General features: G+C 59.5%; 21 protein-coding genes and 1 pseudogene. 12 read left to right on the top strand and 10 right to left on the bottom strand.

The features are described 5' to 3' along the window. The first annotated feature begins 50 nt into the window (after positions 1–50). Genes P1U48_RS13315 through P1U48_RS13300 form a run of 4 tightly spaced genes read left to right on the top strand, consistent with a single transcriptional unit; the run spans position 51 to position 2270 of the window. Positions 51–341: a hypothetical protein gene (locus P1U48_RS13315; RefSeq protein ID WP_301069555.1), complete on the top strand. Its 291-nt coding sequence runs from the start codon at positions 51–53 to the stop codon at positions 339–341. After that, the gene (locus P1U48_RS13310; RefSeq protein WP_301069554.1) at positions 341–1045 is read left to right on the top strand and encodes an SCO family protein; all 705 of its coding nucleotides are present in this window, start codon (positions 341–343) and stop codon (positions 1043–1045) included. Before P1U48_RS13315 ends, P1U48_RS13310 begins: the two co-directional genes overlap by 1 nt. Then, a complete protein-coding gene (locus P1U48_RS13305; RefSeq protein ID WP_301069553.1) occupies positions 1042–1533 on the top strand; it encodes a hypothetical protein in 492 nt (163 codons plus the stop codon). The genes P1U48_RS13310 and P1U48_RS13305 overlap by 4 nt, the downstream gene beginning before the upstream one ends. Continuing rightward, positions 1530–2270, top strand: coding sequence for a cytochrome c biogenesis protein CcdA (locus P1U48_RS13300; protein WP_301069552.1), 741 nt, complete (start codon positions 1530–1532; stop codon positions 2268–2270). Before P1U48_RS13305 ends, P1U48_RS13300 begins: the two co-directional genes overlap by 4 nt. On the opposite strand, the gene P1U48_RS13295 is transcribed toward P1U48_RS13300, so the two are convergent. From P1U48_RS13295 to P1U48_RS13265, 7 genes are all read right to left on the bottom strand, one after another. Further along, positions 2267–2563 carry a hypothetical protein gene (locus tag P1U48_RS13295; protein ID WP_301069551.1) on the bottom strand — a complete coding sequence of 99 codons (297 nt, stop codon included), beginning with the start codon at positions 2561–2563 and terminating at the stop codon, positions 2267–2269. The two genes, P1U48_RS13300 and P1U48_RS13295, sit on opposite strands and share 4 nt — an antisense overlap. 116 nt (positions 2564–2679) lie before the next feature. After that, positions 2680–3336, bottom strand: coding sequence for a permease (locus tag P1U48_RS13290; protein ID WP_301069550.1), 657 nt, complete (start codon positions 3334–3336; stop codon positions 2680–2682). A gap of 125 nt (positions 3337–3461) precedes the next feature. Then, entirely contained in the window at positions 3462–4235 is a 774-nt protein-coding gene (locus P1U48_RS13285; RefSeq protein WP_301069549.1) for a glutaredoxin, read from the bottom strand. A gap of 1 nt (position 4236) precedes the next feature. Beyond that, positions 4237–5106, bottom strand: coding sequence for a DUF305 domain-containing protein (locus P1U48_RS13280; protein WP_301069548.1), 870 nt, complete (start codon positions 5104–5106; stop codon positions 4237–4239). Between the two features lie 99 nt (positions 5107–5205). Next, positions 5206–5622, bottom strand: coding sequence for an ion channel (locus P1U48_RS13275; protein WP_301069547.1), 417 nt, complete (start codon positions 5620–5622; stop codon positions 5206–5208). 11 nt (positions 5623–5633) lie between these two features. Beyond that, positions 5634–6056 carry a Cu(I)-responsive transcriptional regulator gene (gene cueR / locus P1U48_RS13270; RefSeq protein WP_114276286.1) on the bottom strand — a complete coding sequence of 141 codons (423 nt, stop codon included), beginning with the start codon at positions 6054–6056 and terminating at the stop codon, positions 5634–5636. A 13-nt stretch (positions 6057–6069) separates the two neighbouring features. Then, complete coding sequence (locus P1U48_RS13265) at positions 6070–8589, bottom strand: heavy metal translocating P-type ATPase (RefSeq protein ID WP_301069546.1); 2520 nt, start codon at positions 8587–8589, stop codon at positions 6070–6072. A gap of 138 nt (positions 8590–8727) precedes the next feature. Between P1U48_RS13265 and P1U48_RS13260 the strand changes: the two genes are divergently transcribed. Then, positions 8728–8934 (top strand): cation transporter, encoded by a 207-nt coding sequence (locus P1U48_RS13260; protein ID WP_301069545.1) that lies wholly within the window; start codon positions 8728–8730, stop codon positions 8932–8934. Between the two features lie 203 nt (positions 8935–9137). Here P1U48_RS13260 and P1U48_RS13255 read toward each other — a convergent pair. Continuing rightward, positions 9138–9461 (bottom strand): annotated as a pseudogene (locus tag P1U48_RS13255) (cytochrome c); the annotation flags it as partial. Between the two features lie 35 nt (positions 9462–9496). Continuing rightward, positions 9497–10623, bottom strand: a protein-coding gene (locus P1U48_RS13250; RefSeq protein WP_301069544.1) for an IS3 family transposase whose coding sequence is annotated in 2 segments (ribosomal slippage) — positions 9497–10359 and positions 10359–10623 — 1128 coding nt in all. Because the reading frame shifts where the segments join, the coding sequence is not laid out codon by codon here. Positions 10624–10777: 154 nt separating this feature from the next. On the opposite strand from P1U48_RS13250, the gene P1U48_RS13245 reads away from it, so the two are divergent. The 6 genes from P1U48_RS13245 to P1U48_RS13220 all read left to right on the top strand — a co-directional run bounded on the left by P1U48_RS13245 (position 10778) and on the right by P1U48_RS13220 (position 15756). Then, positions 10778–11812, top strand: coding sequence for an IS110 family transposase (locus tag P1U48_RS13245; protein ID WP_301069543.1), 1035 nt, complete (start codon positions 10778–10780; stop codon positions 11810–11812). Positions 11813–12297: 485 nt separating this feature from the next. Next, positions 12298–12882 (top strand): EF-hand domain-containing protein, encoded by a 585-nt coding sequence (locus P1U48_RS13240; protein ID WP_301069541.1) that lies wholly within the window; start codon positions 12298–12300, stop codon positions 12880–12882. Positions 12883–13029: 147 nt separating this feature from the next. Further along, positions 13030–13416 (top strand): DUF302 domain-containing protein, encoded by a 387-nt coding sequence (locus tag P1U48_RS13235; RefSeq protein ID WP_301069580.1) that lies wholly within the window; start codon positions 13030–13032, stop codon positions 13414–13416. 38 nt (positions 13417–13454) lie between these two features. Beyond that, entirely contained in the window at positions 13455–14141 is a 687-nt protein-coding gene (locus P1U48_RS13230) for a VTT domain-containing protein (RefSeq protein WP_009820182.1), read from the top strand. Between the two features lie 96 nt (positions 14142–14237). After that, positions 14238–15161, top strand: a complete 924-nt coding sequence (lgt, locus tag P1U48_RS13225) for a prolipoprotein diacylglyceryl transferase (protein ID WP_301069540.1) — start codon at positions 14238–14240, stop codon at positions 15159–15161. Positions 15162–15192: 31 nt separating this feature from the next. Beyond that, positions 15193–15756, top strand: a complete 564-nt coding sequence (locus tag P1U48_RS13220) for an RNA polymerase sigma factor (RefSeq protein WP_009820180.1) — start codon at positions 15193–15195, stop codon at positions 15754–15756. 46 nt (positions 15757–15802) lie between these two features. Here P1U48_RS13220 and P1U48_RS13215 read toward each other — a convergent pair whose 3' ends face one another. Further along, the gene (locus tag P1U48_RS13215; protein ID WP_301069539.1) at positions 15803–16489 is read right to left on the bottom strand and encodes a DUF6629 family protein; all 687 of its coding nucleotides are present in this window, start codon (positions 16487–16489) and stop codon (positions 15803–15805) included. Between the two features lie 356 nt (positions 16490–16845). Between P1U48_RS13215 and P1U48_RS13210 the strand changes: the two genes are divergently transcribed. Beyond that, the gene (locus P1U48_RS13210) at positions 16846–19212 is read left to right on the top strand and encodes a heavy metal translocating P-type ATPase (RefSeq protein ID WP_301069538.1); all 2367 of its coding nucleotides are present in this window, start codon (positions 16846–16848) and stop codon (positions 19210–19212) included. Positions 19213–19227: the final 15 nt, after the last annotated feature.

Raw genomic sequence — 19227 nt, 5'->3', positions numbered from 1 at the left:
CGCCCAGTTATCAGAATGACCAGTACTCAAACTTCAGAAGGATTTTCCGGATGACCGACATATCATCTTCCAACGATGCGGGTGCCGCCGACATCGAAAGCGCAGGCAACTGGCCCCGGTGGTTGACGCGCAGACGATTGCTGTTCGTCGGTGCGGCAACCGTGATGGGCGGCGGCATGGTGCTGAACTGGGGATGGCTCACCGCGATCGGTCTCGCGCCTGTTCTGGTTTCGCTGGCACCCTGTGCCGCGATGTGCGCGCTTGGTCTGTGCATGAAGGGCGGGTCCGGCGGGAAATGCAACGATGCGGGTAGTGGCATGCCCGATCAATCCGAAAGGTGATGCAGTTGATTGTCTGTCTGACCCGGCGCGCCGCCTTGGCGACACTTGCGGCCACGATCTCCTTTCCGGCCTCCGCCGATCATCCGGGTGAAAATCTGGATGCGCGGATGTTCGAGATGGAGCCATACTTCCAGGCCATCGACGCAGCACAGGCCCCGGATTTTGAGTTGCAGGATGCGGAGGGCAATCCTGTGCGCTTGGCGGATTTCAGCGAAAGGGTCGTCATCTTGCATTTCATCTACGCCAACTGCCAGGATATCTGCCCGCTCCATGCGGAAAAGATCGCGGCGGTCCAGGCTTCGATCAACGACGGGCCGATGAGCGATCTGGTGCAATTCATCTCGATCACGGCCGATCCCGTGAATGACACGCCGGACGTTCTGCGCGACTACGCGGACCGGCATGGGCTCGATCCGAGCAACTGGGTCATTCTGACCAAACGGCCCGATCAGAGCGACGACGCGACGCGCATTCTGGCGCGGGACTATGGGCTCGAGTTCACCATGACTGCCGACAGCGACATGATGATGCACGGTGCGGTCACCCATGTCGTGGATATCGGGGGGCGGTTCGCCGCAAAATTCCATGGCATGGAATTCAAGAATGTGAATCTGATCCTCTATGTCAGCGAGTTGATCAACAATGCCCAGCACCGACGCCTCGAACGCGGTTGGTGGGATCGGCTGACGGGGGCGTTTCAATGAGCGATATCGCGATTGGCGTCATGCAGTCCGCGCCGGATAGAATTTCCCTGACAGCACTCCGTCGGTATTTTTCGGTGATCATCCCGGCTAATCTGATCTGGGAGTTCGCCCACATGCCGCTCTACACGATCTGGAACGAGGGCACCTGGGGTGAGATCGTCTTCGCTGCGGTTCATTGCACGGGTGGCGACATCCTGATTGCCATGAGCGCGCTGATGCTTGCCTTGATGCTGACCGGACGTGGCTGGCCCTTCGTGGCTCCGACACGAGGCTCGGTGACCGTCCTGACGGTGGTGTTCGGTTTGGGATATACGCTGTTCAGCGAATGGCTTAACATCGTGATCCGCGCGGCTTGGGCCTATTCAGACCTGATGCCGATCATTCCCGTCATTGATGCAGGGCTGTCTCCGGTACTGCAATGGATCGTAATCCCGCTGATTGCCTTCTGGTGGGCATCACGGCCCTTCAGCGGACATGGAAACACATGATGGATATTTCCGGCATCGGCATCTTCGCGGCGTTTCTGGCCGGAGCCATCTCGTTCCTGTCTCCCTGCGTCCTGCCGCTGGTGCCGGGCTATGTCTCCTATATTGCTGGCCAGCCGGATTTGCGAACGGAGCGATCGGTCGGCCTGCGGGCGCGCGCCAACGCACTTGGGCTAAGCGCCTGTTTCGTTTTGGGATTTTCCACGATCTTTGTCGCGTTGGGGGCCGGGGCTAGCGCGCTCGGATCGCTGCTTCTGACCTGGCGCACTGAACTCAACTATCTGGGCGGGGCGATCATCATCCTGTTCGGACTGGTTATGCTTGGTGTCTTCCGTCTGGAAGCGTTCTCGCGTGACACCCGCTTCACACTCGACATTCCGGGGGGTCGCCCGCTTGGAGCCTACGTCCTGGGTTTGGCCTTCGCCTTTGGTTGGACCCCCTGCATCGGACCGATCCTTGGCGCGATCCTGACACTCAGTTCGACCTCCGGCGGCATGTCGGACGGAATCTGGCTACTGTCGATCTATTCCGCTGGGCTGGGCGTGCCGTTTCTGCTGGCCGCGCTGTTCACCGACGCCATCGCCGCGCGGGTCAGACAGATCGGCAAGGCCGGTCGCTGGCTCTACAAGGGTGCAGGCGTCGCAATGATCATCATGGGCGTTGCCATCATGACCGGCCAATTGTCCCGGTTTGCCTACTGGCTTCTGGGAACGTTTCCATTCCTGGCCTCAATCGGTTAATTTTCCTTTGCATTTTTGAGGTGAAGCCAGATCAGTATTGCCCCGATGACGAGAAAGATCAGGTTGAGAAAGAACGTGTAGTCGATGCTGAACCGGACCATTTCCTGAAGCGACGGCCGCTCGGTCGGGATCATCCCTACGAGAGCGAACAGGTAATGCACCGTAATTCCCGCAGCGACCATGCACAGGTACAGCAAGCCTGAAAGATAGAGCGCATACTGCCAGCCGTAATATTTTGCGTGCACCCAGATCACCGTGGCAGCAACAAGATCGGCGCCGAGAAAGGCGATCACGCCTCCGAACGACGCCTCACGCGACTAGAGCATCGCGGCCAGAGGGCCATTGCCCATCGACCCGATGAAGGTGAAGAAGGCCACGATCGGTGCCACCAGCGCGTTCTCTAGAACGATCAGGAAGCCCGGCGCGTCCTGCGCACCGCCATCTCCGACCAGGAAGACCGCGTTCCAGAAGCTCTGCGCACAAAGACGGAAATGAAACCCGCGACCGTGAAGCCGAAGAGGATCTCCTTCCAGACCATCTTCCATTCCATGAAGAAAGCGCGGGCGATCCGGTCCCATCGTTCGCGCGACAGCAGCCTGTCGCGGAACGATCCCCCCATGGTCTGGTCCATGTCCATACCCTCGTCGGACTGAGCCTTCGCCGCATGCTCTTTTGCGCTTTCGACAAGCGCCCTTGGAAACCATATCAGGGTGAGGGCATAGGCGTAGATCGTCATCAGGACGCCGAGCAGGAAATTCGCCACCATGAATTTCCAGCCCAGCAGGACCAGAAGGACGATTCCAAGCTCGATCACCAGATTTGTCGATGAAATCAGGAAGGCGATCGAATTGACCGGATGCGCACCCTTCACCAGAATCGAACGCGACGCGGCAAGAGCCGCGAAGGAACAGGACGACGACACAAAACCAAAGAAGCCGACAATGCCTGCCTTCCTGGCGCCGCGATCGCCAAGAACACGCGCCATCTGATCCCGTGTCACGAAAATCTGGATGCCTGCGGAGATGATATACCCGAAGATCAGCGCCCAGAGCGCCTTCCAGAGCATGCCGCCCCGGTCGTGAATGCTTCGATTATCTGGTCCATTCAGCTTGACCTTTTTTTGCAGTGATGCCTGATCTGCGCACCTGCCGGGAGAACGAGTCTGAGGGATGTGAAAACGGCATCCGCCTTTCAGCCGATCAGATAGACTCTGATCGGCATCCAAATCCCCATGACCATCATCATCAGATTTTCCGTGAGCGAGACAAAGCCAAGCGGAACATTGCTGTCACCACCGACACAGGCGCACTTCAATTCACGCTTGTCGATATAGACCGCTTTGAAAACCGATACCGCGCCAACAGTGCCGATGAACAAGGCCACCGGTGCCGAAAGCCAGGTCAGCGCCCCGGCGACCATGAGAATACCTGCGAACGCCTCTCCGAACGGATAGATCTTGCCATAACGCACCCACCGACGCGCCAGCAGGTCGTAGTTCAGGAACATGGTCGAGAAGCTCTCGACATCCTGAAGTTTTTGTACCGCCAGAAAGCACATCGAGATCGAAATGAACCATTCCAGCCCGCGCAGGGTGAAAATGGTCTCGAAGCTGTACCACGACAAACCGAGCGCCATCAGGAACGCGACGGCAAAGATCGCGATCACCGGCTGGTAGGATGTGTCCGACCGTTCGTCTTCGGGCGCATCGATGCCGAAATGGACCCGAAGGTCGTCATATCCGCCGATCCGCTCGTCCCCGATCCAGGTTTGCGGTGTGGTTTCGACGCCGTGCTCTTCCATGAACGCGTCGGTTTCCTCACGCGTGGTCAAAGGGTGATCCTCGACCTCATACCCTTGCCTCTCCAGCAAGTCTTTGGACTTCAGACCGTAGGGGCAGAGGTGGCCCGGCATGACCATGCGGTACAGCGTCGCCGACTGCGCTTGTGTGCTTGAATGGTGCTTCATGTCATGCCCCGCAACTGTAGAATCCCCGGAATCCGGCGGTCAGACCGGCATCGAGCTCGATCGTCAGAGTCGCATCGACCGGTTCGGTACCTGCGGTTTCGAGCGCAGCACCGTCTTGGGGAACGCCAAGGCGGATCGACAGGCCTTCTGTGCCCAATTCGCCGACTGCATTCTGTTCGACCCGTACGAGATCGCCGCTCAGCTTGACGAGCCCGACGGCTGCGCCATCGATCTCACCCAATGCCAGTGAGGCCGGACTGCCGGTTGTATAGTTGAATGTGCACGCCGCGCCATTCGGCAGAAGCTGCGCGATATCCTCCTTCGTCAGGAAGCCGGGGTCGAGCACTGCGACGTTTGCTGTTGACAGGGCTTGATCCAAGCTCACAATACGGGGGCTCTCGACACTTGCAGTCTCGGATGTGTCGCCGGATGCATCGATATCGTTGATCAGATAGCGCATCTCCGCGATTTCCTTATCTTGCGCATAGATGATCTCGTCCGCGAGCTTGCGCACGCGCGGATCCGAGATATCGGCGCGGCTCGATGTCATGATCGCGATCGAATGGTGTGGGATCATCGCGCGCATGTAGCTGGTATCGCCCACCGTGACCTGGCTTCGTACGAGCCAGAGCGAGGCGGCGAACACGACGATGGCACCGCTGAAAATAGCGGCATTTACGGTCTTGCTCGAATACATTGAAAGCATGAACGCCAACATGATGATCGCCATCGTCGCACCCATCAACAGCGCCATATAGGCTCGGGTTTCGGACCAGAAAACATGGGTCAGAAGATAGGTGTTGAGATACATCAGCCCGAACATCACGACCGTCGAGGTCGCGATCATGGCGGCAAATCTCCAATATGACATGACGTGCTCCTTTCGCTTGTTCCATCCCCGTTCAGAACATCAACAACCTTCCAGCGATGGAGGGTTCCAACTCTTTTGGGATGAGGTTTTGTGGCGCTCCTAATCCATCTTTCTCGTGACCACGAGGAAGATTGTAGAGGCCGAGCAGCTGATGAGGAGAAAGCCATTCAGGGCCTCGATGCCGGCAAGAAAGCGCAAATGACCCGTGGGATAAATATCGCCAAGCCCCAGAGAGGAGTAATTGACGATGGAAAAGTAGAAAACATCCATGAGTGAATCGACGTTGTCTTGAGCGAAACCGCCAATACCTAAGAACTCGCCGAAACTGAAACCCAGTGCGTAAAGCCCGGCTTCACCTATGTGGGCGGTCGCGAGTGTATAGAGGGCAAATAAGAGGCGGCTTAATTGTGTGAATGGAGTGCGTTTGGTGGCCGTCATGACGAAACTCATCGCACGGACATGCACAAGTCCGCTCAAACCGAAGAGCACAATCGCAAAGAGGATCGCCCAAGCCAAACGCTCGCACCCTACAACGCAGTATTCTTGAGTTGCTCTTCGCCGCGGTGTTTCGTTGCCAAATCGGCGAGGATTGGGCAATCCGGGCGGTGATCCCCGGCACAGGCGTCCACTAGATGTGCTAGCGTCGCGCGCATTTCCTTCAGCTCCGCAATCTTGTCGTCGATCCGTTCAAGATGCTGCTCGGCGATATCCTTGACTTCGGCGCTGGCGCGTTTTTCGTCCTCGTACAGAGCAAGAAGGTTGCGGCAGTCTTCAATGCTGAAGCCGAGCGCCCGGGAACGGCCGAGAAACGCGAGCTTGTGCGCATCGCTTTCACGGAATGTGCGATAGCCGTTCGTGCTGCGAAGAGGCTTCACAAGCCCGACATCCTCGTAGTATCGGATCGTCTTGGCTGGGAGGCCAGAAAGGGCGGCGACATCTCCAATATTCATGATCAGGTTCTCCTTATTCAGCGGCGACAGGGTTAGGGGATAGTAAAGCGGCCTCTTCACCACCGCGCGCTCTGGCTTCTTCCATGATGGGACGGACCCTGCGTAGCCGAAGGGCGTTGGTCAGCACGAAGACCGAACTCAGTGCCATGGCTCCGGCAGCCAGGACTGGCGAGAGCAACAAGCCGAACGTGGGGTAGAGCACACCCGCAGCCACCGGGATCAGCGCGACGTTGTAGCCGAACGCCCAGAACAGGTTCTGACGGATGTTGCGCATCGTGCGGCCTGATACTTCAAAGGCGTTGACCACGCCGCGCAGATCGCCCGACATCAGCACCACATCGGCGGATTCGATGGCCACATCGGTTCCCGTGCCGATGGCGATACCGACATCCGCATGTGCCAGCGCGGGGGCGTCGTTAATGCCGTCGCCGACGAAGGCGATCCGTCGGCCCCCTTGGCGAAGCTCGTTTAGTGCGGCCACCTTTCCATCGGGCAGAACGCCGGCGATCACGTGGTCGATGCCGGTTTCGCGTGCGATGGCATCGGCTGTCTCGCGCTTGTCGCCGGTGATCATAGCGACCTCCAGCCCGAGGCGGTGCAGCGCGCCAATGGCGGCCGCGCTGGCGGGTTTGACCGGATCGGACACGCCGATGACCGCTGCAACCCTGCCATCCACCGCGGCAAACAATGCCGTGCGGCCCAGCACGGCCAAGCGGCCCTCCGCCTCGGCCAGCGACCCGATGCTCAGTCCTTCGCGGACCATCAGGCGATCTGCACCGACAAGCACCTCGTGGCCGGCAACCTTGGCCCGAACGCCGTAGCCCGTGATGGATTCGAAGCTCTCGACGTCGTGACGTGCCGCGTTCTCGGCCTGGGCCGCGCGCACGATGGCTTCGGCGATGGGATGCTCGGACTGCGTCTCGACCGCCGCCACCAGTGCCAGGATGTCGGCCCGGTCGACCCTGTCGGCCAGGACCATATCGGTCAGTTCGGGGCGCCCTTGGGTGACGGTGCCGGTTTTGTCGAGCGCGATAACATTCACCGACGTCAGTTGTTGCAGCGCGTCGCCCTTGCGGAAAAGCACGCCCATCTCGGCTGCGCGCCCAGTACCGACCATGATCGAGGTCGGCGTGGCCAGTCCCATGGCGCAGGGGCAGGCTATGATGAGAACCGAGACCCCGGCCACAAGCGCGTAGGACAGGGAGGGCGAGGGGCCGACCAGCAGCCAGACCAGAACGGTCAACGCGGCCAGTGCCATGACCGCCGGCACGAACCACAGCGTGATCCGGTCCACCAGGCCCTGGATCGGCAACTTGGCGCCTTGCGCCTGCTCCACCATGCGAATGATTTGCGCGAGCGTCGTGTCGGCGCCGACACGTGTGGCGCGGAACTGGAAGCTGCCGGTGCCGTTGACGGTGCCGCCGGTGACCGGATCGCCCTCGGACTTGGAGACGGGAACCGGCTCTCCGGTGATCATGCTCTCGTCGACATGGGCGCTGCCTTGCGTGACCTCCCCATCCACCGCAATGCGTTCGCCGGGACGCACAACGAGGATGTCGCCGGTGCCGATCCGTTCGATGGCGACGTCTTGCGGCTCCCCGTCCACCAGAACCCGCGCGGTGCGGGCCTGAAGGCCAAGAAGCTTCTGGATCGCGGCACCGGTGCGGCCCTTGGCGCGCGCCTCCATCCAGCGGCCCAGAAGGATCAGCACGACGATGACTGCCGCTGCCTCGAAATAAACGGCACGGGACGCCACGGGCAGTAGCGCAGGCGCAAAGAGCGCGGCAAGAGAATAGAGATAGGCTGCGCCGGTGCCAACGGCGACGAGGCTGTTCATGTCGGGCGCGCCCTTCAGAAGCGCGGGGAAGCCCTTGGCGTAAAAGTGGCGTCCGGGCCAGAACAGCACAACTGTCGTCAGTACGAACTGGATCATCCAACTTGTCTGGTGACCGATGGTGCGGCCGATCATCTCGTGCATCCCCGGCACCAGGTGTGCACCCATCTCGAGCAGGAAAACCGGCAGCGCCAATGTTGCCGCGAAGGCGGTCTTACGGGCCAGATCACGCGCTTCGCCTGCCTTGCGGGCGCTGTGCTCCTCGGGCAAGACACTGTCCGCCGGTTGAGCAGGGTAGCCGGCGTCTGTGGCAGCTTTAAGTAGATCGGAGATCTTCATCGCGCCCTCGACATAAGTCACGGTTGCGGTCTCGGAGGCGAGATTGACGTTGACCTCCAGAACGCCAGGCACTGCCGCCAGCGCCTTATCGACACGGCCGACGCAGGACGCGCAGGACATGGACGAGACGTTCAGGCGAATAGTCTGCGTCCGGACGGGATAGCCGGCCCGATCCAGCGCGTCGATCAGCTCCGGTATCCGGGTTTCCGAGTCGATTCGGACCTGCGCAGTTTCGGCCGCAAGGTTCACATTGACCTCTTCGACCCCGGGCAGCGCCGAGAGCGCGCGCTCGACCCGACCGACACATGATGCGCAGGACATGTTCTGGACAGAGACCCGCAGGTCTTGTGTGATTGGCATGAGCGTCTCCTTCGTCTCTGGGTAAGATATCTAGGGCTTCCACTAACTGGAAGGTCAAGCTTTTCAAAGTATTTTTTTTGCCCTTGACCTTCCTCCGCTGGAAGCGCCCACCTGAAGATAAGAGAGAAGGAGACGTATATGAGCAGCTTCATAGTTCCGGGAATGAGTTGCGGGCATTGCACCGCAACAATTGACAAGGCGATTAGGTCTATTGACCCAACTGCGACCGTTTCGTGCGACTTGAGCACGCATACCGTTTCGGTCGAGAGTTTTCTCAGCGTCAGGGCGGTGTCGGAAGCGATCCAAAACGCCGGATACGATGTATCGGCGCCAGCCGCGACCTGAATAACCCTTGGGACTGCAATTACTGGTGCAAAACTTGCCGGATCACGTACCCAGCGTCCTGTCGTGCCAAGTCGATTAAGCGCACTCGACCAAATGGATGTGTCCGTGGATGGGCGGTAACTCGATTGCGCCATACCTTCGCTCGACAACCAGTCCAACTTTTCCTCGACCCAAAGATATTCAGCGCCTTTCTCGGACGCGGTTCAGTTGCCTTCCTGCTGTCGCTGGTCAGCACTTCGTTCGGCTTGAATAGCGCGCTGACGTTCCGGCCACGTTGATTGGATGTAAGCGATGATGTTCCAGATTTCGGCGTCCGACAGCTGGTCGCCGAACCCGGGCATGCCGCTTTCGAACTCGACCCCTTGGAGGGCAAGAGCGGCCTTGCCGCCCAGCTTGGTGTAGTCAAACAGCACGCCATCGGGATGATGCCAGGTATGACCGGTTTCGTCATGCGGCGGTGCAGGCAGGACGCCATCTGGTCCGGCCGACCGCCAATCCGGCTGTCCTTCCAAATCGGCGCCATGGCAGTGGAGTGCCCCCATCCGGTGGTCCAGTTTGAATGTTAGTGCATGGTCGGTCGTTGGTCTATCGGGACGTTGCTTTTGGGCGCTGGTGGCCGGTATCCCAGAGCGCTGTGAGGCCTGACCGTATTGTAGTGACGCCGCCAGCGTTCGATCAGGATCTGGGCCTCGCGTAACGTGGTGAAGACTTCGCCGTTGAGCAGCTCATCCCGGAAACGGGCGTTGAAGCTCTCGCAGTATCCGTTCTCCCACGGTGAGCCGGGTGTGATGAATGCGGTTTTTGCGCCCACAGCACCGATCCAGGCACGCACCTTCTTGGCGATAAATTCTGCGCCATTGTCCGACCTTATGTATTCCGGCGGACCGCGTAGGATGAACAGATCCGTCAAAGCATCGACCACATCCGTTGAATTGAGCCTGCGTTTAACCCGGATCACCAGCGCCTCCTTCGTGAACTCATCGATGATATTCAGCGTGCGGAAGACCCGGCCGTCGTGGGTCCGGTCCTGGACAAAGTCATAGGACCAAACATGGTTCGGACGCTCGGGTCGGAGCCGAACGCAGGAGCCATCATTCAGCCAAAGCCGACCTTTCTTAGGCTGCTTTTGTGGGACTTTAAGCCCTTCCCGCCGCCAGATCCGTTCGACCCTTTTATGGTTCACGTGCCAGCCGCTGTTGTTCAGCAGTCCGGTGATCATGCGATACCCATAGCGGCCGAACTCTTCGGCCAACGCGGTGATGTCCGCGGTCAGCCGTGCTTCGTCCGGCAGACCACAGGGCACCTTGCGCTGCGTTGAGCGATGCTGACCCAATGTGTGGCAAACCCTGCGCTCCGATACGTTTAGGGTTTGCCGCACATGATCAATGCACTGCCTGCGGCGAGAAGGGCTTAGAAGTTTCCCCGTGCAGCCTCGGCCAAGATCATCTTGTCCAGCGTCAGATCCGACACGGCACGTCTGAGCCGGGTATTCTCAGCCTCCAGCTCTTTCAGCCGTTTGAGTTGATCGCGGCTCATGCCGCCATACTCCTTGCGCCACCGATAGTAGGTCTGAACCGTCACACCGATCTGCCGCACGGCCTCCTGAACGGATTTGCCTTGCCCTTGCAGCACTTCAACCTGTCGCAGCTTCAGCACGATATCCTCGGGCTTCTCTCGCTTACCAGCCATCTCGTCGTCCTCCTGAAAACGGGATATTTCTATCCCAAAAGGTGGACCACTTAGCGTAATCGTAGGTGGCGCTTCTTTTCGACCAAGGGCCCCTGCTTCAAACTGATCAAATGAAAACCGATTGGCCAAGGCTCAGATGAAAAGGAGAACTGTCATGCCATGCTTTGCCGCCCTGGATGTCTCGCAGGAGACGACGGCCATCTGCGTTGTTGATGACGAGGGTGCCATTATTGCAGAGACGACGATCGCGACGTGTCCGGACGCGATTACAAGCTTTTTGAGAGACAAAGCACCTAACCTGTCGCGTGTTGGCCTTGAGACAGGCCCTCTTGCTGTATGGCTGTGGAATGCGTTGGCAGCACGTGGACTGCCGGTCCTGTGTATCGATGCGCGCCACGCCAATGCGGCTTTGAAGATGCGGCCGGTAAAAACGGATCGAAACGACGCGGCCGGTTTGGCTCAGATCATGCGCGTCGGTTGGTTCAAACAAGTGCGGATCAAAAGCCATGACTGCTATCAGGTCCGTTCGTTGCTTACGGCGCGTGAGACGCTGGTGCGCATCCGGGTCAAGATCGAGAACGAACTCCGTGGCCTTCTTCGGACTTTTGGAGTTCTGTTTGGCAAGCGCGTGGGCGGCTTCGCAGGGCGCGCCCGTGAGATTATTTGTGGTGAATTGGAAGCGTCGCCAGAAATGCAGATTATTGCGGAAACCTTGATGAACGCCAGAGCGTCCGTCTGCGATCAGATCAAGGCTCTGGACACACGGCTTGCGGCGATTGCCAGAGCGAACCCGACCGCCCAGCTGTTTATGACCGCACCCGGTGTGGGAATCATCACCGCGCTGTCGGTTGTGTCGGCATTCGATGACGCATCACGCTTCAAAAGGTCATCAAGTGCGGGCGCATATCTCGGGCTGACGCCAAGACGATACGAATCCGGTGAAACCAGCAGAAATGGACGCATCTCGAAGCAGGGTGACAAGATGGTCCGAAAGCACCTCTATGAGGCGGCAACAACCTTGCTGACGCGCAACCTGCGATCTTCGCCTCTGAAGATCTGGGGCATGAAATTGGCGAAAGTGTCCGGCTTCAAAAAGGCGCGCATTGCGGTCGCACGAAAACTTGCCGTGGTTCTTCACGCAATGTGGAAAACCGATACGCCATTCCGTTGGACACAGTCGGCAGCATGATTAGGGATAAGTTGCACGACTAAGCCAGCGGACGCGTCCCCGCCGGGACGTATGGCGCGGATCAGACCGTCCCTCTGAATGCACTGCAAAATGAAGCAAGTGCGAGGACCACTTAGGTCGATCCGACCATCCGACGCCAACATGCGGCGATCCGTCGAGGTCGACCGCGGAGAGAACCATGAACCCGGCGCACGCTAAGGCAACAATCAAAGAACTTGACCAATGCGATTAGAGAACTTCAGTGGGGGCATTCCAACGGCATCGCGGATTTCGCGGTGGTCATCGACGACAAGAATGTGTGGCGGTTCGTTCATGACCCTTCCTTTAGATGAATGCCGCGTGTTCTTCCCAAGATATTTGTCACGAATTGTAACAGGCACCGCGATTGTGACCTGCCGATACAAAACGACTGGGTTGTCGGCATTCCGTAGCGAGAGATATTTGCCATATGTTCTGTATCGCAACACTGACACGAGGTGACCTAAATGAAACGCAATACTCTACTCGCTGCAATGACCCTCACTGCAACCGTCCTTGGCGGTGCAGCATTCGCGGAGTCCCACCACGGACACGGCGGAAAATCCGGACCCGGTGCCGCGCAAGGAGGTGCCCCCGGCATGATGGGCATGATGGAGGGCATGGATGGAATGACGGATATGATGCAGCGCATGCATGGCAACATGATGGGCGGCGGCATGATGGGCGGTATGGGCCCGATGGGCGGAGGCATGACGAAGATGCTGGACGCTGATGGCGACGGCAAGGTCACTCCTGAAGAGATGCGCACGCAGCTGCAGGCCAAGCTTGCCGAACATGACAGCGATGGCGACGGCTCCCTCTCGATTGCAGAGTTCGAAACGCTTCACAGCGCGATGATCCGCGAGATGATGGTGGACCGATTCCAACACCTCGATGCCGACGGTGACGGCGCGGTGACGGCGGAAGAGATGGTGGCGCCTGCCGAAATGATGGAACGGATGCAGATGATGCGGTCGAACATGGCGCAGTCGCAGGGTCAGCCCGGCAATGGCCAGGTCATGGGCGACGGAGAGATGATGAACGACAATTGAGAGGTTCGGCGCCAGTTTTGACTGGCGCCGCCTTCCCAAGCGTCGGATCCGCAAGACATCCTGACGCCAACGTCAGACCGCAGCCGGATTTGCCAAATCCAGGCAATGACCAGCAACTACAGAAAAACCGAAAGGGAGAAAATCGAAATGGCCTACACCTATGATCGCGTTTTGAAAGATGTCGCGGTGGACGACGCCGAAATGCTTGTTCGCGACGCATTGGCAGAAAAGGGCTTCGGTGTGCTGACCGAGATCGACGTGAAGGCGACCATGCACGAGAAACTGGGTGTGGAGATGCCGCCCTATCGCATTCTTGGTGCCTGCAATCCGGGCATGGCCCACAAGGCCATCGAAATCGAGCCGCGCATCGGCGCGATGCTGCCCTGCAACGTGATTTTGCGCCAGGTGGACGGAGGCACCGAGATCAGCGCCATTGACCCTGTGGCGTCGATGCAAGCGGTAGAGAACGCCGAGTTGCACGAAGTCGCCGATCAAGTCCGCGATTTGCTCCGGGCCGCTTTGGACGCGGCCTGAAGTCTCTCTCGATGCCCTTGACCTGACATGAGGCGCAGATGAACCGTAACAATACGCTCACACCAACCGTCAAGACCGCCATCGCGCTGGCATTCGCGGCGGCCTTGCTGGTCCTTGCGTTCGGACCGCTGCCCGACACCCTGACCCGCCTGAACGGCGACAGGATCTCTGCTTGGGTCATGGCTGCAGGTATCTGGGGGCCAATTTTAGTCGTCGGACTGATGACGATAGCGATCGTGGCCACGCCGATCCCAAGTGCACCCATCGCACTGGCTGCAGGCGCGGCCTACGGCCACACCGTCGGAACAGTTTACATCGTTCTCGGTGCCGAATTCGGCGCTCTTGCAGCCTTCGTTCTCGCCCGGTTTTTGGGTCGGGACGTATTGCGGCAATGGTTTGGCGATAAGGTCGATGCTGGCTGGCTTGGCTCTCAGAACGCGCTGACATTCACGGTTTTTATCAGTCGGCTGTTACCGTTCGTTTCGTTCGATATCGTCAGCTATGCAGCGGGGCTCAGCCGACTGCATTTCTGGCGCTTCGGACTGGCCACGTTAGCCGGAATTATTCCTGCCAGTTTCGTACTCGCGCATTTCGGCAACGAAGCCGTCAGCGGAGACACCTCCCGTGCTGCCTGGGCTGCAATCGGACTGGGCGCTCTGACCCTGACCCCGCTCGTCTTCATCGGCGTCAGGGACTGGCAAAGATGTAGATTACGCCATGACTGATCATGACGCACACCATCTTCTGAAACTAGCACCATGGATTGAGCGCCAGGGGAATTTCGGTTTTCGGTTCCAAAGCAAAGAACAGGGACTCCCTCAATGTTGACCGCAGCGATACCATTTCCGGACATCGGAACCGATCTGTTCTCGACCGAAATCGGCAGTTTCACATTCGCGCTGCGCTGGTACGCGCTGGCCTATATCGTCGGAATCCTCATCGGATGGCGCATCTGTTTGGCCGCCGTCAACCGCCCGGCACTCTGGCCCCCGTCCGGTCCGCCACTTGATCGCGAGCAGATCGAGAACCTTCTGACATGGATCATACTGGGCGTGATCGTGGGTGGGCGCCTGGGTTTCGTGCTGTTTTATCAGCCCGGCTATTACCTGGCCAACCCGCTGGAAATCCTCAAGGTGTGGCAGGGCGGCATGTCGTTCCACGGCGGTTTTGCGGGTGTAGGGATTGCGGCGCTGATATTCTGTCTTCGTCAGAAAAGATCCCTGCTCAGCACCGCAGACCTGCTTGCGCTGGCAACTCCGCCGGGGCTGTTTCTGGGACGGCTGGCGAATTTCACCAACAACGAGCTTTGGGGGCGGCCTACGGACGTTCCTTGGGCGATAATCTTTCCGGGCGAGGCGGCGCAAGTCTGTGACGGCATCACCGGGCTCTGCGCCCGACACCCTTCGCAGCTATACGAGGCGCTTCTGGAAGGGCTGCTGCTCGGAACACTCCTGCTCTATCTCGCCTGGCGCCGCGGCTGGCTGAAGGCTCCCGGTGCTCTGACCGGGGTTTTCCTTACTGGGTACGGCCTTGCCAGAAGCTTCGTGGAACTGTTCCGGCAGCCGGACATGCAGTTCGTGACCGCCAAGAATCCGATCGGTCACGCGCTTCATTTCGGCGAATGGGGGCTGACGATGGGTCAAGTGCTTTCCGCGCCGATGATCGTGACAGGACTGGCTCTGATTTTTTACTCCTTCAGTCACTTCGGAAGCGCAGCCGACCAGAGGCCAAATACCGTCGTGTGATTAAGTGGAGCCAAGAAAAGGAGGAACTCGAATGAACAGCAATGTGGAAGAACAATACAGTGGAACAGCGACCGAGAACGCACTGGTCGAAGGCCGAAAAGCGTTTCTCGGCTTCCTCGCGAAACGGCTCGGCAACCGCGCGGATTCCGAGGACGTTTTCCAAGAGTTCTGCATTCGGGTGCTGACTCGCAAGGATCAGCTTCGCGACGTGGAACGCATGGATGCATGGCTATACGCGATCCTCCGGTCCACCATGAACGATCATTTTCGCAAAGCCACTCGGCGCAGCCGCTTGGCCGTAGCTGTCGCACGAGACCCACATCAGTTGGTTGCCGATGCGCCGGTGCAGATGGCGCGGCCCTGCACTTGTCCGAGCAGGCTGCTTACCGAGCTTCGTACCGTTGATGCCAAATTGATCCGGCGGATCGATTTCGGTGAAGAGGATCGGAAAATCGTGGCCGCCGATATGGGGTTGAACCGCAATGCCCTTGGCGTTCGGCTGCACAGGGCGCGCGCTGCTCTGCGCGAGGCGATCCAATACCATTGTGGAGCCTGCTGCCTGGAGGATCCCGATGATTGCTACTGCCCAGTCTAGCGCCGAAGCGATCCCCTACTGCGACAAGCAAAGCTAGGCGACGGAATCAGGCGAACAATTCAGGGCATTCACGGGCGCATTTGTTGGTCAAAATGATGTACACCAGATGCAGCGTTGCGAGCCCCGCCAGCAGGCAGAAAAACGAAATGTAGGCAAACTGCAGAAGGGCGATATCGATCACGATCACCGCCACCAGCGTCAGGGCGAAATGGCGCACATGTTTGTAATGCGACAGCGCTGGCGGCAGGGTGATAAGGGTCACATAGATCGTATTGGTCAGCCAGCGTGGCATCATGTAATCAAGCCAAATTGATTTTTCATAGGCCAGCGACTGGTTGTTGATCTCGACCACGACCATGCTGCTGTTCAGCCCGTGCGGGATGTAAAGCAATAGACCGAAGGCCAGTCCGATCAACGCCATGAGGCGGAACAACCGCTTCCGAGGGCTGTCGTCCGGTTCCAGAACGTAGACCGAGTATGGCACCCAGATCGGCCACATGAACCAGGTGAAAAAAATGTACCCCATAGCTCCCCATAAGACCGTCAGGGGATCGTTTCCGTTCATGCCGACCCAGACAAAACCCTCGGTAAACTGTTGCAGTCCGGCAAAAAGCGGCATCAGGGCAAGCGGAAGATACCGTTTGTTTCGCCGCCACGCCACAATTGAAATGGCCGTGCCGCCGCCAACAAGAAAAACGCTGGCGGCAAAGCTGACTTGCGCGGACAAGCACATGGAATTCTTTCTCCGACATATTTTTTTGGGACGGCCCAAAGTGCAAACCTAAGGCACAAACTGGGCGTTGAAAAGCAACCGGCTCATTATGGGAGTCCTATCGGCGCCGCTGACCACCCATTGCGATGGGACGGTCGCGGGCGCAGCTCAGTCGCGATTACCTCCCTGAGCACGAGGCCTCTGCGGAGACTTGGCGCGCCCCGTCGGCAAAGTATTCGAATTGCCGAGTTGAGGAATCGCCAGTGGCTTTCATGCAAATCAATGCCTTTCGGATGGAACTGTAAGGTTTGGAGACCGGCAACGTCTATTCACCAAACGGTCGTTCTCGATCGCAAGGAAAGTGGACAGGAGCCAACATGAAGTCATTGACCCTTGAGGTCCGCGGGCTGTTCGATGAACTCGATCATCTCGCGGTCGAACGCCATTTGTCAGCTCTCGGCGGCGTGCACAGCGCCGAAGCGAACCCGGCATCGGCAAGCGTGACAGTCCACTACGATGAGACGGCAGTGGGCGAGGAAGAGCTGCGCAACACCGTTGAGGCCTGCGGATTCCACTGCGCCGGGGAGCGGGTTCCGAACCATGTCTGCCACGCCGACCATCAAATGTCTGGCGCGGAGGCCCCGGCTGGCCACGACGCGATGGCGCACGAGATGGGCCACGGCGGTGGCATGGACATGGCCAGCATGGTCCGCGACATGCGCAATCGCTTCTGGGTGGCGCTGCTGTTCACCATCCCGATCTTCACTTATTCGCCAATGGGTGGCCTGTTCACGCCACCCGCGCCGCCCTTCGGTCTGGAACTGGATCTGTGGCTGTTCTTCTTGGGTAGTGCCGCGATAATTTGGCCGAGCTGGCCGTTCTTCGTCGCCGCCTGGCGCGCCTTGCGCAACGGCATCTTGAACATGGCGGTGCTGGTCGTGCTGTCGGTTGGCACCGGTTATGTGTTCAGCGTCGGGTCTACCTTCTTCTTTCCGGGCGTGCAATTCTACGAGGCGGTGGCGGTGCTGCTGGTGTTCATCCTGTTGGGTCACTGGCTGGAGATGCGCGCGCGGGCCGGGGCGTCTGCTGCAATCCGCGCACTGCTCGATCTTGCACCGCCGATGGCGACCGTTATCCGCGATGGGCAAGACGTCGAGGTGCCTACCTCCGAAGTCCTTGAGGGCGAGATCGTGCTGATCCGGCCCGGCAACAAGATCCCGGTAGATGGCGAGGTTGTCGAAGGCGCGTCGCTGGTCGACGAATCCATGCTGACAGGCGAGTCCATGCCGGTCAACAAGGCCGTCGGCGACACCGTGATCGGCGCCACCATCAACAAGAGCGGCAGTTTCCGGTACCGCGCCACCAAGGTCGGGGCCGACACCGCGCTGGCGCAGATCGTCAAGCTGGTGCAGGAGGCGCAGAACTCCAAGGCACCCGCCCAGCTTCTGGCCGACAAAGCCTCACAATGGCTGGTGCTGATCGCCGTCGTGATCGGACTTGCAACCTTCGCGGTCTGGTTCTGGTGGATCGGCTCTCCGCTTTTGTTCGCGCTGACGCTGACTATCACCGTCTTCGTCATCGCCTGCCCGGACGCGCTTGGGCTTGCTACGCCGATGGCGGTGATGGTGGGCACAGGGTTAGGGGCGCAGCACGGTATCCTGTTCAAGAATGCCGGTGCGCTGGAAGACGCGACCAAGCTTGACGTGATCATCTTCGACAAGACCGGCACGTTGACGATGGGCGAACCGCGCGTGGTCGAGGTCGTTGCCGCCGAAAACGGCGCGGAGGACGACGCGCTGCGGGCTGCGGCGGCCGTCGATCGCGGCTCGGACCACCCGCTGGCGCTCGCCATTGTCGAACGCGCGGCGGACCTCGACGTCCCGCAGATGGCCGAGTTTCTCAACCTCGAAGGCCGCGGCGCACGCGCCGAAGTCGCAGGCAAGACCGTGCTGGTCGGCAATCGGCGCCTTATGGACGAGGAGGGTATCGACGTCGGCACCCTGACGGCGGAGGCCGAGCGCCTGAAGGGCGAGGGCCGCACGGTTGTGCATGTGGCGCAGGGCGGACGGATGCTGGGCCTGATTGCTATTGCCGATGCACCGCGTCCGAGCGCCAAGGCCACCGTGGCCAAGCTGCGCGCACGCGGCGTCAAGGTGGCGATGCTGACCGGCGACAACGAAGGTACCGCAAGGCGGATCGCGGGCGAGCTGGGCATCGACATTGTGCTGGCAGATGTTCTTCCGGGCCAAAAGGCCGAGAAGGTCAAAGAGCTTCAGGCCCAGGGTAAGAAGGTCGGCATGGTCGGGGACGGTGTCAACGACGCACCCGCGTTGACCCAGGCCGATGTCGGATTTGCCATCGGTGCGGGCACCGACGTGGCGATGGAAAGCGCCGATGTCGTGCTGATGAAAAGCGATCCCTACGATGTCGTGGGGGCCATCGAGCTGTCGCGCGCCACCTTGCGCAAGATGCACCAGAACCTGTTCTGGGCCGTGGCTTACAACGTGGTCGCCTTTCCGATGGCGGCAGGGGTGTTTTATCCGTTGATCATCAGCCCCGCCGTGGCAGCACTTGCCATGTCGGGCAGCTCCGCGCTGGTGGCGGTCAACGCGCTGCTGCTGAAACGAACGCGGCTGGAAGGTATTGGTGCGGGCAAGAGTGGGTCCGCCAGCGGCGGCGGTCAGGGCGATGCGCAGGCAGGCCAGGTGCCGCTTCACGCTGGACACTCGCAGAAATCACATTGAAGAAGGGGACTTGAG

It is taken from the genome of Pseudooceanicola sp., assembly GCF_029213205.1.
Classification (GTDB): domain Bacteria; phylum Pseudomonadota; class Alphaproteobacteria; order Rhodobacterales; family Rhodobacteraceae; genus Pseudooceanicola.
The sequence above is the reverse complement of the archived record's forward strand: the minus strand, read 5'-3'. Positions and strand labels throughout refer to the sequence as shown.